We start from the raw sequence: 16,129 nt of genomic DNA, 5'->3' as shown, positions 1-16,129 counted from the left end.
GAAAGGTTAAAAGAATTATGGAAACGAAGCTAACTCAAGGCCATGTTTATTATGGTCTCGCCGATGTTCTCAAGGTACTCGAGGATTCTGCGGTAGCTCTCCATAGCTATTGACCTGTGGTAGTCTATGGACTTTATCTCCTCCTTAAGCTCCAGCATGAGCTTGTCCACCTTCATAAGGTCACGTTCCTCAATCTGGTCAAGCATCTGGCTGAACTTCTCCTTGAGATAGGGAACGTTTATTCTGTCGGGATTCTCCGCGATTCTTATGAGGTGGTCCCCAATCCTCTCGATGTTGCGCACTATGAAGAGTATGCCGATTAGGTCAAAGGTTCTCCTTATTATGCCGCTCTCCTCCGTGATGCCGCGTTTTGTCAGGAGCCTGCTGACGGTCCGGATTATCAGGAAGTAGAACCTGTCAAGCTCGCTTTCAAGGTCGTTAATATCCCTCAGGATCTCCTCGTTTCCAGGGGACTGTATCAGGAGCTCGATGTCACCGAGCATTGAGAGTATTAGGGAGCGTATCCTGTTCAGGAGCTCCGCCAGGTTCACCTCATCCTCATCGAGAAGGCTCTTGGCGACTATCCTGGTCGGCTCGTCCAGGATTATCTCAACTCCAGGGAGGCTCTGAAGAGTTTTCCTCAGCTTAACCTTGTATATGGGCATCTCCTCCGTGAGGTTTATCTCAAGAACGTCGTAGCCCTGGATATAAGCAGAGATGACGAGCCTTATTGCCATGTCAGGCGAGTATTTCTTTGAAATTGTCAAAATTTTCTTTTCGCTAACTTCTTTGACCTCCTTCGGGAATATCGTTATGCTGCCATCGGGGTTCACAACGAGGGGAACGGCATCACCCTGCTTGAGGTTGTTCATCTTGACCCATTTTTTTGGGAGCGAGATTATGTAGGAGCTCCTCCCAGTAAACTGAATCTTTCTGAACTCCATATTAACTCACCCCATCTATATAGCAACTACAAGAAGAAGAGAGAAGATATAAAGGTTGTGGAGAACATTGAGACGTTCATTCTTTCGACAGCTCAACTCCCCTCTCAAAGGCCCTGAAGTTCATCTCCCAGAGCTTCTCCCTGAGCGTCAGCTTGATGCCCTCAAGGATGCTCTCCTTCCTGAGCGGAATCAGTCCCTTCCCATAAGCGTACCCGAGCATGAGTACTCCCAGGGTTCTAGGGTTTATTTTATCGGCCTCTTTCTGGAAATCGAGCATATCCACCGGACAGATCCGGCCTATTGCCTCCTTTATTTCATTAAGCTCCGGGTAGCGCTCCTTTCCGACGAGGGTCGTAGCGGTGTGGATTGGGTAGGCGTTGATTATCGCGTGGCTCTTCCTGCTCAGGAAGCGGGCGTTCCTTAAAGCCTCGGCAGGCTCGAGGGCCAGCATCAAATCCGCTTCTCCCTCCTCAATGAGAGGGGAATACACTTCCTCACCGAAGCGGAGGTAGCTCAGAACGCTCCCATAACGCTGACTCATCCCAAGGGTCTCACCGATCCTGACGTTGTAACCTTCTACCATTGCGGCGTTCCCGACTATTCTCGAGAGGGTCAAACCGCCCTGGCCGCCGACACCGGTTATGATGAGGTTGAACTCCATTCCCACCACCAGAAAAAGTTTGGGAAGAAACATAAAAACCTAAGCTCAAAAAGGTTCGGTCAAACTATCAGTTTCTCGAATATCCTGAGCTTTTCCCTCTCCTTCAGCTTGACCCAGTCAAAGATCGAACCGGAGCTCTCCCCCAGCCTGAGTGTCTCAACGAGCTCCCGGTATTTTCCGCCTGCAATGCCGTTCGCTATTATTGAGCTTCCCTCCGCTGCCTCCTTCGCCCTTGCCCTGCTCTCGAGTTTGAGAACATCAACGGAGAAGCCGTAGGTTTCAAAGGCGTTTTCAAGCGCCTCCTTGACGTCCCTGAAGAACTCCGGGATCCTTGAGAAGCGACCGCTCAGGTATATCGAATCGGGCGTTACCGAGGGGAGCAGGGCAAAGACGTCCTTGACTATGGCCTCTATCATCGCTTCGTAGCCTTTCCTCACTTCCTCGTCTTCCTTTGCCAGCCCAACGAACTCTTCTGGAGAAACGCTGAAGGGGTCTATTCCAGCCACGTAGGCCGCCCCACCCTGGAAGAGCACCATCTTCCCGAAGTCCTCCAGGGCGTTCGCCAGGGCGTAGGCCAGCTCGCCGTCCATGAACCCCATCCCAAGGTAGCCGGGGAATCCAGCGGTGCCCGCCATTCCATCAACGATCTGGCCGTTCTTAACTGCCATTGCGGAAGTGTAGGCAAAGCCTATCTCAACTGCTATGAGGTTGGTCTCGGAATAGGGCACTCCCTTCCTCTCAGCCTCCCTAACGATGGAGAGGGCCGCGGTGAACACCTTGTCCGCCGTACCGAGGTCTATCCTGTTGGCCTTCCTCCACTCTGGAACCGTTGGAAGGTGTATAACCCCTGGGGTGAAGTATATGTTGAGATCGTCGGCTTCTCGCATCATGAGCATCAGTTCCCTTAGGCCAACTATCTTTAGCCTTCTCCCCACATCGGCCTCCGTTATGAAAGTCGCCAGGGCTATCTCGGCATCGGTGGCTTCCCTGGCAGGTTTTAAGGGAATTCCATAGCCGCAGGGGCCGACTATGGCGTCTATCTTCCCGTGCTCCTCCTGAACCTCCCTGAGAAGTTCGATTATTATCCCTGGGTTCTCGGTAACGCGGTTCCTGTCCACGGATGCGTCAACTATAACCTCCCCAGTCTCGTCGTCGAAGCCGAAGATGTCCATGCTCTTCGTCCCGGAGTCTATACCAACCGCCTTAACCATCCAGCACCACCATTCCCCTGTTGTCGGCCTTCGTGACGAAGACCTCACCACCGTCTCCGTTCTCCCTGAGGAAGGCCTCAACCTCGGCCCTGAGCCTTTCAGCATGTTCAATACCATCAACGAGGCCATAGAAGGTCGGCCCCCAGCTCGTCTGGCAGGCGCAGTGGGCCCTTTCGAGCATCAGCTTGATTCCCTCGTTCACGATGTCACAGCAGTAGACGTTCTCCTGGTAATCGCTCCAGAACTCGCCGAGGAGGTGGTTGAACTGGTACAGACCTTCTCCGAAGGTTCTGATGTCTCTCTCAACGAAAGCTGGAAGGATCTTCATGAGGACTATCCTTGAGAGCCTGTCGGCCAGCTCAGGGGGCATCTTCTTCAGGTTTCCGAGAATCTCGTCCTCCCTCTTCCTGACCTCGGTGAGGGCCTTCCTCGGCGTCTCCGGAATGGCGACCACGAAGAGCCAGTCCTCGGGCATTTCGCCCCTGAATATCAGCGGGGGGACTACTTTTTCCCGCCTATCAACCGGGAAGCCGCCCTCGTAGATAAAGCCTCCTACTTTAACAGCGTAGAAGCCCAGAGCGGTTATCAAACCCCTGCGCATGGCCAAAGCAACGTCCTCAAGGGACAAGCCGAGACCGTAGAGTTTGGATATTGCCGCGCCCATGGTCAGTGCAAGGGTCGTGTGGAAACCTATCCCGACCCATTTAGGAATGTACCTGCGGACTGTAACCTCAACCGGCGGAAAGTCGTAGGACTCCCTGAACCGCCTTAAAAACTTCAAAGCGTCGTTGTCGTTCGAACGGTCCCTATCAGACTTCCTAACTTCAACCTCCAGAGAAGGGGTCTCGATTGCAAAACCAACTGTCCCGTAGAGCCTGCCCATGTCACCGCTGAGGTCGGGGTTCCCAGTGTGAAGATGGGCCGGCGCTTTGATTCTGATCGAATCCATTAACCTCACCCCGACGGAATCTCAATTGGAGTCATTAAAAATCTAGTGCGCGGGTTAGGTATATAAGGTCTCAAAACAAACCTACCAACATGGGGTTTGTAGAGTACTACTCAGCATTTAAAGCCTACAGCGACATAAACTCCGAGGAGTATCGGAGAAGGATAGAGAACCTGGAGCCGCTACTTATGAAGTTCATGAAAACGAGAGGTAGGGTCCTTGACCTCGCCTGCGGTGTTGGGGGCTTCTCGTTCCTTCTAGAGGACCTCGGATTTGAGGTAGTCGGACTTGACAACAGCAGGTTCATGCTGGAAAAAGCGAGGGAGTTTGCGAAAGAGAAGGAGTCTCGTGTAGAGTTCATCGAAGGAGACGCGAGAGAACTCCCGTTCGAAAACGACAGCTTTGACTACGTGCTCTTTATAGACAGCCTCGTCCACTTTGAACCTCAGGACTTAGCCAAGGTTTTCAAAGAAACTGCAAGAGTTCTGAAGCCTGGAGGAAAGTTTATCCTTCAGTTCACAGACCTAAGGGCGCTCCTGCCAGTTCTCATGAACGGCCAGGTAGTCGGAGCCGAGTACTGGGTAAACAAGGTTCTACCAGACCAAGAAGAAAAGACCGTCGTCATAGAGTTTCAGAGCGAAAAGGACTCGTTCAGGGTGAAGTTCAACGTTTGGGGCAAAATGGCAGTTGAACTGCTCGCGAAGCTCTACTTCAGGAAAGAGGGAGAAGAAAAGCTGAACGAGCACTCCTACTTCCAGGTCTATGGACCAAAGAAATAGAGGGGTTTAACCCTCTAGCCTCAGCCTCTTGATGACGAACTCCCTGTTCAGGGAAGCCAGGAACGGTGCCAGCCTCGGCCCTCTGTCCTTGCCTATGAAGATGTTATAGAGTGCCTTGAACCACTCCTTACTTGGAATACCACGCTTCTTTGCCGCGTCGAAGATAACGTTGTTCAGCTCATCGACGCTGAACCTCTCGTGCTCCTCAAGCCACTCTGCAACTTCGAGCATTGCTTCCCTAATTTCGGGCCTGAGCTCTATCTCGGGAGGCCTTTCGAGGAGCGAGAACTTAACGTCGTCTGGTGCGTACTTCTCGACCCAGTTCTTGGCCAGGCGTATGCGAAGCTTTATCCTCTCGATGTCATCATCGGTGAGGTTCTCCGGGACATGGCCCTGCTCCTGGAGAATCCTTATTATCCCGTCCTCATCGAGGTGCGGCATCTGGACGAGGGTAACCAGGAATCGGAAGGGTGCCTGAGCCACCAGCCTCTCCGGGAGCTTCGGCATCGAAAGCTCGTACGTCCTCTTCAGCTCTTCTTCCTCTTCGGGATTCTTTGCATGCTCAAGGCCGAAGTAGATGCGCTCGACCCTGTCGAACTCGTCGTAGAGGTTGAGCAGACCGAGGCCGAGGTCTATCCTCAGCTCCTTGTTCGGTCTGGCCTTTGCGTAGATGAAGCGGATTATTCCGGGCTCAAGAACCTCGTAGAGGTCGGAAAGTAAAATCACGTTACCCTTGCTCCCGCTCATCTTGCCCTTCTGGCCCTTTATGCCGACGAACTCATACATGAGTGTCAGAGGTGCCTTCCAGCCAAAGACCTTCTCCACTATCTCCTTTCCAGTGTCGTAGGAGCTTCCAGCGGCCAGGTGATCCTTACCCGCTGGCTCGAAGTCAACCTTAAAGTGAGCCCATCTCATCGGCCAGTCAACGCGCCAGCGGAGCTTGACGTTGCCTTCTCTGATATCAGTCTCGCCCTCAGCGCCGCAGTGGGGGCACTTATAAGACACCTTCCACTCGCCGTCCCAGGAGACGAACTCAGCTTCCTTCCTGCAGTGTGGGCAGTAGATCATGACCGGCTGCCAGGAGTCTTCGAGTGGCGGCTGCTTTGCCCTCTCGCGGTACTTGTCGAGAATGGCCTTTATCTCGTCCCTCTTCTCAAGGGCGAGCCTTATCTCCTTGGCATATTCGCCGCTCTTGTACAACTCGCTCGCGTGGAGAAAGTCAGCCTCAATGCCAAGCTTTGAGATTTCCTCCTCGAAGAGGCTCATGAAGTGGTCCGCGTAGCTCTCATGGCAGCCCCAGGGGTCCGGAACCTCGCGGACCGGCTTCGTGAGGTGCTCTTTCCATTCGGGTGGGACGTTCTTGGGAACCTTCCTAAAGCGGTCGTAGTCGTCCCACATGTGGATGTGCCTGACCCTCTTGCCCCTGTCCCTGAGGGCGTGTCCAACGATGTAAGCGGTAAAGAACTCGCGGAAGTTGCCTATGTGAACGTAACCGCTCGGGGTTATTCCGCTCTCTACCACGTACTCCTCCTTGTCGCCCCTTTCCCTGATGATCTTCTCGGCCATGTAGTCAGCCCAGTGAACCATTTTCACCACCGCGCTTAGCTCGTGGAATGCCCTTTTAAGGTTACGGCCGGTTCAAAACTACGTTATTAAGGGTAAAAGTTATAAAGCTTAATGGTAAAAACAAGACGACAGAAAAATAAAACGGTGATCGAAGTGGAAGTTGAACTTCTAAGGAGCCAAGTTTTCTTTCCGGCGTCGCTGGAGATACAGGAAGAGCTCCTGAAGGCAGGATTCAAGGTGCCGTACGATAAAGAGAGCGGAAGAAAAACACCCGTTCCAGTTGTCGTAAGCTCAAGAGAACACAGAAAAATTAGGGAATCGAGGTTGCTGAAGGCAAGAGACTATGAGGGCGATGGAAAGTTCGCCCTCCTCCCAGAAGAGCGGGCGGTGATCGAACTAGACGTAACTGAGAAGGGCTTTCTCGTGCTGAAGCCAAAGCCCATGGAGTACCACCTTGAGGAGAGGGGCTTTCTTTCCGTGCCACCGCGGCTCTGGGGAACGTGGGCGAGCTTTTCGCTCCCATTCTCAGCGTACGAGGACATCGTTGAGGAGTTCGGGGCTTTCAAAGACGAAGAGGCCATGGGAATTCAGCTGGCTTCAAAGGGCTCTGGAAGCAGAATAGAGGTCTACGCCTACAAGGGGAGAAGCAGGAAAGACCTCGGGATACCAGTCTTCGGATACGCCCTCGGACTTCATGGATTAACCCTAGCGGATGAGTACCTACGAGAGAAAGCAGAGGAGAATGGGGTTCCAGAGGAGAGGCTCCGCTACCTAAAGCTCGGGCTGAAGAAGAGGAAGGAGACGAAAGCGGGCTTAAAAGTCGGCGTGATCTGGGAAAACGGAAAGCCAACGGAGATAACGCTGAAGCTAACGACCACAGAGCCCAGGATAAGAATCCAGGGCCTTTACGGAGAGCTGATCGGAAAGTCGAGGGGAGAGCTGACGAGAACAAGAGAGTGGTATATCGTTGTGCACGCTGGGGATTTCGTAAACGCCCTAGAGGCAGTGCATAAGGCCTTCGGATGAGCAAGGTATATAACCCTCCTCACGCTTTTCATCTTTGGTGAAATAACGTGGACTTCAGCTGGGTTCCCTATGCCGTTATTGGAGCTTCAATCATAGTCGGGACGATCTGGTTTACAAAGTACCTAGGGCAGGAATGGGCCTGGGTGAACAGGAAGCTCATACACTTCAGCATTGTTCCAGCAATACTGATGTTCTATTATGGGCTCATTCCGAAAGAGGTATTCGCACCAGCGGCCTTCGCCTTCGGCCTCACACAGCTGTGGCCCCACCTAAAACGGAGCGAATTCTCGTGGTATCAGCTCCAGAACAACTACGGTGAAGTGTTCTTCGCTCTTTCCGCCGCTGGAATAAGTTACTTCATGCCAAGAAACTATTCAACGGCCCTGCTTTTGGCGATGGCAATAAGCGACGGAGTTACCGGGATAATCAGGCACCACTACTTCAGGCGGAACGGCTTCAACGTAAAGCTCAAAAAGCACTGGACTGGGAGTTTAGGCTACCTAGTAACGGCAGTTATAATCGCGATTGCCCTTCTCGAAGGGAGCACAATAGGAAAAATAGGGTGGGCATTCGTGCTCATGCTGGCTGAATACCAGCCGTGGGTGGACGACAACCTCGCGGTTCCCCTCGTTGGGTCTCTACTCTATTTCTTCTACTGAGCCCACCTTACCTTGAGGCTGTCCCTCTTTACCTTGTTGAACTCCTCAACGAGGGCCTTACCAGTCTTCTCCATGAACTCATCAACGTCGGTTACCCCAAGCTCTTTCAGGCCTATCGCGTCAACGCCCTCTGGAATTCCCCTGGCCTCGACGTTTATGCCGATGTGCATCTTCACACTGACGGGAGAGACCGTGGCTATCGAGATGCTGAGCTTCTTTCCGTTCACATAGATGTCGTCGCCCTTCCTTTGAGTCTTTACTCCGTACTCACCCAGAACCTCGCACAGCCTTGCTATGAAGAGCTTCTGGAGCGTCGAGGCAAAGAGTGTGTTTACAAGGTCAAAAACCTCGATGATGTAGTGCACCATGTCGTGGCTCTTTATCTCCTTGCTCTGACGGAGGTCTTCGATGTCAATCATCTCCTCCACTTTAACGTCGCATTTCCCGCGGAAGATCACTATCGAGTCGCCGAGGATTCCAAAGTTTCTGTAGGCCCAGTGGCTCTGGATTGCAGAGCCGTCGTAGTCTATTCTTTTGTCCTTGACGATAAGAAGTTCCATTTCAATCACCTCAGTCCAGCTTTTCAAGGAGTTGTTTAAGCTCCTCAAAAGACTTTACATCAACCCACATGTGGATGAAGTCAACATCTGGCAGTTCCTGTTTAATCTTGTCCACGTGGATTGCCCTATCGTCAACGTAGATGACGTCGTCGATTGTATAACCAATCGATTCGAGCTCCTCAATGGTTCTTCGTATCATGTCCGCCTTGTTGGGGTGTCCCTCGATTTTCGGGAACAGGAAGTAGTCCCAGAGGCCAAAGCCTTCGAGGATGGGCCTCACTTTCTCCTCCACGTTCCAGCTGGCTATTGAGAGGAGAAAGCGTTCGCTGGCCCAGTCAAGAAACTCGCGGACGCCTGGAAAAAGGTGCAGTTCCTCACCGTAGGCATCGACGAGGTAATCGCCATGAAACTCGTAGGGTGGAGTAAGTCGAGAAGCGTCTTCATGATCCCAGAGAGTTCCATCAAGGTCAAGAATCAATAACCTCATGCAAACCACCAAAAGATCTCAATAAGCAACAATTTAACAGTTGCTATCAGAATAAACAGGAACGCAATCAATACTTATCATTGCAGTTAATCACAACGATCACAGAGAACAGAATTTTCAGAAGGATTATTGGGGCTTGAGGGCCGTGCATAGGCGAGCTGGTCTCTCAGACGTCCCGCCCGGTAGCACTCGGGCTGTTGGGAGCGGCAGACTGAACGGGTCGGTTTCCCTTCCCGCTTACATCCCCGCCCCATCAACCGGGTCTTCTTCCCGGGCCCTCGTCCTGGGCAACGGACCGGTCGCCCAGGCCCAACGCCCAGGAGTGGCCGCCTGTTTTCGGGGGCCGCTTCGGCCTTAGATGCTTTCAGGCCTTATCGGCTGCGGCGTAGCTGCCCGGCTATGCCCTGTAGGACAACCGGTAGACCAGAGGCCGCGGCTCCCTGTTCCTCTCGTACTGGGGGAGCCTTCCCCTCAGGCGGCCAACACCTCCGGTAGATAGCATCCGACCTGTCTCACGACGGTCTAAACCCAGCTCACGTTCCCCTTTAATGGGTGAACACCCCCACCCTTGGCCCCTGCTGCAGGGCCAGGATGGGAAGAGCCGACAGCGAGGTAGCAAGCCTCGGGGTCGATATGGGCTCTCGCCCGAGACGACTCTGTTATCCCCAGGGTAGCTTTTCTGTCATCCCTGGCCCCCACCGGGGAGGCACAGGGGTTCGCTAGGCCACGCTTTCGCGGCTGGACCCGCCTCTGTTACGGGTCCAGTCAGGCCGGCTTTTGCCCTTGCACTCTACGGCGGATTCCTGACCCGCCTGAGCCGACCTTAGGGCACCCTCGATACCTTTTCGAGGGTGTGCCGCCCCAGCCAAACTGCCCACCTACCGCTGTCCCCGCTTCCGCGGGTTAGCCGTACGGCAGAGGGTGGGCGGTGTCTCATGGGCGGCTCCACCCGCCCCGGAGGGCGGGCTTCGACGCCTCCCGCCTACGCTGCGCACCCCCCGCCGTACGGCAACGGCAGGCTGCAGTAAAGCTCCATGGGGTCTTCGCTTCCCACCGGAGGTCCCAGGCATATGCGCCTGGCAGAGGTTTCGCCGGGCCCCAGCCGGGGACAGTGGGGACCTCGTTACGCCATTCATGCAGGTCGGCATTTAACCGACAAGGAATTTCGCTACCTTAAGAGGGTTATAGTTACCCCCGCCGTTTACCGGTGCTTCACCCGGTTGTACCCGGGCTTCACATACCGGCACTGGGCAGGCGTCGGCCCCAGTACAAACCCTTTCGGGCTAGCTGGGACCTGTGTTTTTACTAAACAGTCGGGCCCCCCTAGTCACTGCGACCTGCGGGTTACACACCCGCAGGCACCCCTTCTCCCGAAGTTACGGGGCCAATTTGCCGAGTTCCCTCGGCTGGGTTTCCCCCGACACGCCTTAGGCTTCTCACCCAGGGGCACCAGTGTCGGTTCTCGGTACGGTCGCGGTGGATCGTTCCCGAGGGGCTTTTCACGGGCCCCAGGGATCGGCGGAACCCCCCTTACGGGAGGCCATTCGCGCTTTCACCCGGTTCTCGCCATTACGGCACTCCCCGGGCTTATACGCTTAGCCGGCCTTGTGGACCGGTCCGCCTACCCCGAGGCGTCACCCCTCGGGCTTGCGTTGCCGCACCTACCACCGCGGTACGGGAATATAAACCCGTTTCCCTTTCCCCGACGCCGAGTTACGGGTCGGGTTAGGACCGACTAACCCACGGCTGACGAACATTGCCGTGGAACCCTGGCCCCTACGGCGGCCGGGATTCTCACCCGGCTATGCTGCTACTCCCGGCAGGATCCGCAATACCGACGGGTCCACCGGACCTCACGGCCCGGCTTCCGCCCCATCGGCACGCCCGCCTACCCGATCACGGACCAATCGGTCCGTGCGCCGGGGTCTCGGCGGCCGGCTTAAGCCCCGTCCATTTTCGGGGCCCCTGACCTCGACGGGTGAGCTGTTACGCACTCTTTAAAGGATGGCTGCTTCTAAGCCTACCTCCCCGCTGTCTAAGGCCAGGGACACCCTTTGGAGTAACACTTAGCCGGCACTTTGGGGCCTTAACCCCGGTCTGGGTTGTTCCCCTCTCGGGTGACGGCTTACACCGCCCCCCTACTCCGGCCATCTACGGCGGCAGTGGGTTCGGAGTTTGACAGGGAGCCGGAGGCTTTCGCCCCCTAAACCCCCAATCAGTGCTCTACCCCACTGCCTACCTCCGGCCGGGCTATCCTGGGGGATAATTCGGCGGGAACCAGCTATCGCCGGCCTCGATTGGCCTTTCACCCCTAGCCCGGGGTCACGGGAGCGAATTGCACGTCAGCACCCCTAGCGGGCCTCCATCCCTCTGTTGAGGGACTTCACCCTGCCCCGGGCTAGATCGACCGGCTTCGGGTCTCACCCGAGCGACTCCGGGCGCTTTCACACCCCGTCCCTCGCCCTTACGGGCTGCGGACCTGTCGGTTTCCCTGCGGCTTCGGGGTTGACCCCCTTAACCTCGCCGCTCGGGTGAACTCCCTGCCCCGTGATCCAAGACGGACGGTGCAACCCCGGTCACCTCCCCTCGTACTCCACGGTCGCCCGTGTTTCCTTCGGGGAGGGTCAACCCTTTCGGGCCGCACCCTCCTATCGCCGCCTGGTTTCAGGCTCTTTTCACCCCCCTCCCGGGGTGCTTTTCAGCTTTCCCTCACGGTACTAGTTCGCTATCGGTCTCGGGACGTATTTAGGGTTGGGAGCCGATGCCTCCCAGCTTCCCGCCGGATATCCGACCGACGGTACTCAGGGACACCGCAGGAGCTCGGGGGCTTACGCCTACGGGGCTTTCACCCTCTCCGGCGCCGCGTTCCAGCGGACTTCGGCTTCGCCCCCAGGGCTCCTCCGCGGGCCCTACAACACCACATCCCCCGAACCTTTCGGCCCGGGGTTCAGTTTGCCCTGTGCCGCTTTCGGTCGCCCCTACTAACGGCATCGCTTTTGCTTTCTTTTCCTGCGGGTACTAAGATGTTTCAATTCCCCGCGTTCCCCCTCCCGACTGGGAGTGCGGCAAAAGCCGCGGGAGGTCCCATTCGGGCATCCCCGGTTCGACGGCTGCCTGCGCCTCGCCGGGGCTTATCGCAGCTTGCCACGCCCTTCGTCGGCGCCCCGAGCCGAGCCATCCACCAGGCGGCTTAGTTGCCACCGGGCGGGACGTTTTCTGGACCAGCTCGCCTATGCACGGCCCTCATCGTGACCCCTGTTCGGGGTCTCAGGCCCTTCCACCCCGAGCCGTGCTCGGGATGTGCACCTCTTCGTGGTGGACCGGCCGGGATTCGAACCCGGGGCCTTCGGCTTGCAAAGCCGACGCTCTCCCAGGCTGAGCTACCGGCCCACTGATGGCAGGCCCGACATCCCTTAAACCCCCCGGACGGGATTTCCGGCGATAGGAGGTGATCGAGCCGTAGGTTCCCCTACGGCTACCTTGTTACGACTTCTCCCCCCTCACGGAGCCCAGGCTCGACCCGGCCTCCCCGAAGGGAGACCAGGCCTCACCCGGACCCCGCTCGGGTGGAGTGACGGGCGGTGTGTGCAAGGAGCAGGGACGTATTCGCCGCGCGATGATGACACGCGGGTACTAGGGATTCCAGCTTCACGCGGGCGAGTTGCAGCCCGCGATCCGAACTGAGGGCGGGTTTAGGGGATTCCCTTCCCCTTTCGGGGTCGGATCCCATTGTCCCGCCCATTGTAGCGCGCGTGTAGCCCGGGGGTTTCGGGGCATACTGACCTACCGTCGCCCGCTCCTTCCTCCGGCTTATCGCCGGCGGTCCCCCCAGAGTGCCTCCTCCCCAGCGGGGAGGACTGGCAACTGGGGGCGCGGGTCTCGCTCGTTACCACACTTAAGTGGACGCCTCACGGTACGAGCTGACGGCGGCCATGCACCTCCTCTCGGCGTGTCCGGCAAGACCTTCAGCCTGGCCTTCATCCTGCCGTCGCCCCCGGTGAGGTTCCCGGCGTTGAATCCAATTAAACCGCACGCTCCACCCCTTGTAGTGCTCCCCCGCCAATTCCTTTAAGTTTCAGCCTTGCGGCCGTACTCCCCAGGCGGCGGGCTTAACGGCTTCCCTCCGGCACCGGGCGAGCTCGAAGCTCGCCCGACACCTAGCCCGCATCCTTTACAGCCAGGACTACCCGGGTATCTAATCCGGTTCGCTCCCCTGGCCTTCGTCCCTCACCGTCGGACCCGTTCCAGCCGGGCGCCTTCGCCACTGGCGGTCCCCCTGGGATTATAGGATTTCACCCCTACCCCAGGGGTACCCCCGGCCTCTCCCGGTCCCAAGGCCCGCAGTATCCCCAGCAAGCCCCACGGTTGAGCCGTGGGATTTCGCCAGGGACTTACGGGCCCGGCTACGGACGCTTTAGGCCCAATAATAGCGGCCACCACTCGGGCCGCCGGTATTACCGCGGCGGCTGCCACCGGCCTTGCCCAGCCCTTATTCCCGGAGCTTTTTACACTCCGGAAAAGCCGTGGCTATGCCACGGCACTGGGGGTCCCCCCGTCGCGGTTGCCCGCATTGCGGAGGTTTCGCGCCTGCTGCGCCCCGTAGGGCCTGGACCCGTGTCTCAGTGTCCATCTCCGGGCTCCCACTCTCATGGCCCGTACCGATCTTCGGCTTGGTGGGCCGTTACCCCACCAACTACCTAATCGGCCGCCGGCCCATCCTCGGGCGGGCAGATGCCCCTTTCGGCCTGAGGACCTTCCAGTACCTCAGGCCTATGGGGGATTAGCCCCAGTTTCCCGGGGTTATCCCCCTCCCGAGGGTAGGTTACCGACGTGTTACTGAGCCGTCCGCCGGTGCGCGCAGAGCGCGCCCCATGACTCGCATGGCTTAGTCGGACCCCCATAGCAGTGGCCTCCGGCAGGATCAACCGGAATTGAGCAAGGAGTACGGCCGGTGGGACTTCCCTTAGCGGGAAGTACCATAATTCCCGTCCGGGGTTTGGTCGGGATGTCGGGCCTGCCTTACCCCCGAGGGGTCCGCCTTTCGGCGTTTCCTCGGGAGCGCACCTTTTTGTGACCCGAGCTGGAGGGCGGGGTTCATCCTGGGTGCTTTGCACCCGTTCCCCCCGACGCCGCCGTCTTGGCGCTCGGGTTTCGTCGCGCCCTGTTCGGGCGCTCCACCCTATAGGGACGAACCCCTGCAGTGAAAAATTTTTGCAAAACCCTGGAGGAGCCATATTTTTGAAAATGAAAGCGTTAAAAAGGAGTTCCAAATGTGGAAAAATTAGCATAAAAATGTCAAAACATAATGATAGAACCTAGCAAGATCACTCAAGCTTTAGCAACTCTGGCACTATGCTTATCCTCGATACCGGAGTTGGTATGGTGTTGGTAACGGCAAGCTCATCAACAGCCCTGCTGACCCTTTCTATTGCCCCCTCGGCAAAGACACCGTGCGTTGCGGAGACGTAAATTTTCTTGGCCCCGAGCTTCCTCAACAGTTCAGCGGCCCTCACCATAGTACCGCCCGTGCTGATTATGTCGTCCACTATCAGGACGTTTTTGCCCTTCACATCAACGTCAACGGGATGCATCTCGACCTCTGTCGGGGATATCCTGCGCTTCTCAAAGTGGCTGTACTCAAGACCAAGGACTTCCGCAACGGCCCTGGCCCTCTCCAACGCACCTTTGTCGGGTGCGAGCACAAGGCCGTCCCCCAGCTTCTCACGGAAGTACTCGCCAATAACCCTGGCAGGTGAAACATTAACTGCCTTCCCTGGGAAGAACCTGAGAGTCTCAGGGTTGTGGGTGTCAAAGATGTAGAGCTCCTCGTAGTAGATGCCGAGCGCCCTCATGACCGCCCTGACGCTTATCGGCTCCCCATCCTTGGTCACCCTGTCCTGCCTGCTGTAGGCGAAGTACGGAACAACCAGCTTCAGCTTTTCAAAACCTTTCTCTCTCAGAGCATCCCCAAGGAGTAACAGCTCGACTATCTTCTCGTCCTGCGGGTAGAATGTTGAGCTTACGACTGTTGCTTCATCCCCGTTGCCCATAACCCTCACGTACTTCTCACCATCGGGGAAGCGCTTTATCTCAACCTCAAGAATCTTCGCACCTGCATTCCTGAGCTCATCCTCGAAGTGCTTTCCACCGCTGCCCAGAAGAAACATCCAACCACCTCCTTTGCCGAATTCCTGTCGAATTTACCCCTTATAAACTCACCGTCATACCAGGAGGACGGCAATAACTCCCGCTAAGAACACACCGTCGAAGGTACCCGCCCCACCAATGCTGACCATGGGAGCATCAAGGTGCTTCAGTTTTTTCCAGTTCATTATGTCCGCACCAAGAAGCGCGCCAAGGGTTCCGCTGACGTAGGCAACCAACGTTGGGTTTCCGTCCCCGAGCAGCCACCCGAGGAGGACCGCAACGAGAGGTGGGACGATTGAGGGCATCGCTATACCCACGCCCCTGACTGGTACAGAGACAGCGTTGCATATGAGTGCCGCTATCAGGACTGCGAGGAGTGTGTTAAAGAGTAGTCCGTACTGTCCCAACATTGCAATTCGGATAAGCTCGTAGAGGACTATGCTCAGGGGGACAAGCGCGCCGCCGACGTTTATCGAGATTATCATTCTCCGCTCTTCCACCCCAAAGTACGGAATTGGGTAGAGGAACCCAAAGAAGCTGACTTCTCTCAGCTTGATGACGGGCTCGTAGGCTCTCTCCTCTGCTATTGGGATGTTTATGAAGCTCCCAACGAGGGCAAAGACGAACATCGTAAGGGCCACTTCTGGCGGGAGTCCCAGCCTTCGAAAAGCAACGAGAACAGCCCCGGAGAAGAAAGCAAACACAATTACCAGAAAGAGGCCGAGGAGCAGGAGAACTGGCCAGCGGAGGGCTGGGAAAAAGAGGGCTAATCTTTGAGAACCACGTTGGCCCATATCTGAACCCCCTTGGCCATCTCAACTTCCTTAGGCTTCTCAAACTTCTCGGCGTTCTTAAAGACCCACGCGTAGAGCGGCTTTCCATTGGAGTACTCCTTCAGAAACTCGGGCTCGGCGCGGTGCTTGTCAAAGTGCTCCGCAAGCTCCTCCGGAGAAAAAGGCCCCAGAACGTCCACGAGCTCTGCCTTTCCTATGGCCTTCCCGTTGCTTATGATGAGCACTTCTCCCCTTATCTTCGTCCTGGACTTGCGTATCTCCCACACCTTCTCGCCCTCGACGATGAGGGTCGCGTACGGCTCCCTAACTATCAGTCCTTTCTTCTTCTCAGTCATCATGGTGAACTACC

At 56.5% G+C, this 16,129-nt stretch carries 13 protein-coding genes, 1 tRNA gene and 2 rRNA genes; 3 read left to right on the top strand and 13 right to left on the bottom strand.

The features are described 5' to 3' along the window. Nucleotides 1–29: 29 nt before the first annotated feature. From TK_RS11295 to TK_RS11280, 4 genes are all read right to left on the bottom strand, one after another. Entirely contained in the window at nt 30–944 is a 915-nt protein-coding gene (locus TK_RS11295; protein WP_011251195.1) for a phosphate signaling complex PhoU family protein, read from the bottom strand. 76 nt (nt 945–1,020) lie between these two features. Then, a complete protein-coding gene (locus TK_RS11290; RefSeq protein ID WP_011251194.1) occupies nt 1,021–1,605 on the bottom strand; it encodes an indolepyruvate oxidoreductase subunit beta in 585 nt (194 codons plus the stop codon). Nucleotides 1,606–1,664: 59 nt separating this feature from the next. Further along, a complete protein-coding gene (locus TK_RS11285) occupies nt 1,665–2,816 on the bottom strand; it encodes a DUF1464 family protein (protein ID WP_011251193.1) in 1,152 nt (383 codons plus the stop codon). Continuing rightward, nucleotides 2,809–3,765, bottom strand: coding sequence for a beta-ribofuranosylaminobenzene 5'-phosphate synthase family protein (locus tag TK_RS11280; protein WP_011251192.1), 957 nt, complete (start codon nt 3,763–3,765; stop codon nt 2,809–2,811). The genes TK_RS11285 and TK_RS11280 overlap by 8 nt, the downstream gene beginning before the upstream one ends. An 89-nt stretch (nt 3,766–3,854) precedes the next feature. On the opposite strand from TK_RS11280, the gene TK_RS11275 reads away from it, so the two are divergent. Beyond that, the gene (locus TK_RS11275) at nt 3,855–4,541 is read left to right on the top strand and encodes a class I SAM-dependent methyltransferase (protein ID WP_011251191.1); all 687 of its coding nucleotides are present in this window, start codon (nt 3,855–3,857) and stop codon (nt 4,539–4,541) included. Nucleotides 4,542–4,547: 6 nt separating this feature from the next. Here TK_RS11275 and lysS read toward each other — a convergent pair whose 3' ends face one another. Beyond that, on the bottom strand, nt 4,548–6,128 hold the full coding sequence (gene lysS / locus TK_RS11270; protein ID WP_011251190.1) for a lysine--tRNA ligase: 1,581 nt from the start codon (nt 6,126–6,128) through the stop codon (nt 4,548–4,550). Between the two features lie 132 nt (nt 6,129–6,260). Here lysS and TK_RS11265 point away from each other — a divergent pair, with 132 nt between their 5' ends. After that, entirely contained in the window at nt 6,261–7,133 is an 873-nt protein-coding gene (locus TK_RS11265; protein ID WP_011251189.1) for a hypothetical protein, read from the top strand. A gap of 47 nt (nt 7,134–7,180) precedes the next feature. Beyond that, nucleotides 7,181–7,792, top strand: coding sequence for a membrane protein (locus tag TK_RS11260; RefSeq protein ID WP_011251188.1), 612 nt, complete (start codon nt 7,181–7,183; stop codon nt 7,790–7,792). Here TK_RS11260 and TK_RS11255 read toward each other — a convergent pair. From TK_RS11255 to TK_RS11220, 8 genes are all read right to left on the bottom strand, one after another. Then, a complete protein-coding gene (locus TK_RS11255; protein ID WP_011251187.1) occupies nt 7,786–8,352 on the bottom strand; it encodes a DUF366 family protein in 567 nt (188 codons plus the stop codon). The genes TK_RS11260 and TK_RS11255 overlap by 7 nt on opposite strands. A 10-nt stretch (nt 8,353–8,362) precedes the next feature. Beyond that, on the bottom strand, nt 8,363–8,839 hold the full coding sequence (locus TK_RS11250) for a magnesium-dependent phosphatase-1 (protein WP_011251186.1): 477 nt from the start codon (nt 8,837–8,839) through the stop codon (nt 8,363–8,365). Between the two features lie 177 nt (nt 8,840–9,016). Continuing rightward, nucleotides 9,017–12,045: ribosomal RNA gene (locus TK_RS11245) — 23S ribosomal RNA — on the bottom strand. Between the two features lie 107 nt (nt 12,046–12,152). Further along, nucleotides 12,153–12,229 (bottom strand) — tRNA-Ala (locus TK_RS11240). A 53-nt stretch (nt 12,230–12,282) separates the two neighbouring features. Next, a 16S ribosomal RNA gene (locus TK_RS11235) occupies nt 12,283–13,771 on the bottom strand. The 16S and 23S rRNA genes sit together here with 1 tRNA gene alongside, the layout of an rRNA operon. A 392-nt stretch (nt 13,772–14,163) precedes the next feature. After that, complete coding sequence (locus TK_RS11230; RefSeq protein WP_011251185.1) at nt 14,164–15,006, bottom strand: ribose-phosphate diphosphokinase; 843 nt, start codon at nt 15,004–15,006, stop codon at nt 14,164–14,166. 54 nt (nt 15,007–15,060) lie between these two features. Then, nucleotides 15,061–15,780: a DUF1614 domain-containing protein gene (locus tag TK_RS11225; protein WP_011251184.1), complete on the bottom strand. Its 720-nt coding sequence runs from the start codon at nt 15,778–15,780 to the stop codon at nt 15,061–15,063. After that, the gene (locus TK_RS11220) at nt 15,753–16,118 is read right to left on the bottom strand and encodes an ASCH domain-containing protein (protein ID WP_011251183.1); all 366 of its coding nucleotides are present in this window, start codon (nt 16,116–16,118) and stop codon (nt 15,753–15,755) included. The genes TK_RS11225 and TK_RS11220 overlap by 28 nt, the downstream gene beginning before the upstream one ends. Nucleotides 16,119–16,129 lie beyond the last annotated feature (11 nt).

The sequence above is a fragment of the Thermococcus kodakarensis KOD1 genome (assembly GCF_000009965.1).
GTDB lineage: Archaea > Methanobacteriota_B > Thermococci > Thermococcales > Thermococcaceae > Thermococcus > Thermococcus kodakarensis.
The sequence above is the reverse complement of the archived record's forward strand: the minus strand, read 5'-3'. Positions and strand labels throughout refer to the sequence as shown.

Excerpts from the sequence above, each read along its gene's own strand:
- TK_RS11295 (WP_011251195.1), bottom strand. The coding sequence starts at position 944 with ATGGAGTTCAGAAAGATTCAGTTTACTGGGAGGAGCTCCTACATAATC.
- TK_RS11290 (WP_011251194.1), bottom strand. The coding sequence starts at position 1,605 with ATGGAGTTCAACCTCATCATAACCGGTGTCGGCGGCCAGGGCGGTTTG.
- TK_RS11285 (WP_011251193.1), bottom strand. The coding sequence starts at position 2,816 with ATGGTTAAGGCGGTTGGTATAGACTCCGGGACGAAGAGCATGGACATC.
- TK_RS11280 (WP_011251192.1), bottom strand. The coding sequence starts at position 3,765 with ATGGATTCGATCAGAATCAAAGCGCCGGCCCATCTTCACACTGGGAAC.
- TK_RS11275 (WP_011251191.1), top strand. The coding sequence starts at position 3,855 with ATGGGGTTTGTAGAGTACTACTCAGCATTTAAAGCCTACAGCGACATA.
- lysS (WP_011251190.1), bottom strand. The coding sequence starts at position 6,128 with ATGGTTCACTGGGCTGACTACATGGCCGAGAAGATCATCAGGGAAAGG.
- TK_RS11255 (WP_011251187.1), bottom strand. The coding sequence starts at position 8,352 with ATGGAACTTCTTATCGTCAAGGACAAAAGAATAGACTACGACGGCTCT.
- TK_RS11250 (WP_011251186.1), bottom strand. The coding sequence starts at position 8,839 with ATGAGGTTATTGATTCTTGACCTTGATGGAACTCTCTGGGATCATGAA.
- TK_RS11230 (WP_011251185.1), bottom strand. The coding sequence starts at position 15,006 with ATGTTTCTTCTGGGCAGCGGTGGAAAGCACTTCGAGGATGAGCTCAGG.
- TK_RS11225 (WP_011251184.1), bottom strand. The coding sequence starts at position 15,780 with ATGGGCCAACGTGGTTCTCAAAGATTAGCCCTCTTTTTCCCAGCCCTC.
- TK_RS11220 (WP_011251183.1), bottom strand. The coding sequence starts at position 16,118 with ATGATGACTGAGAAGAAGAAAGGACTGATAGTTAGGGAGCCGTACGCG.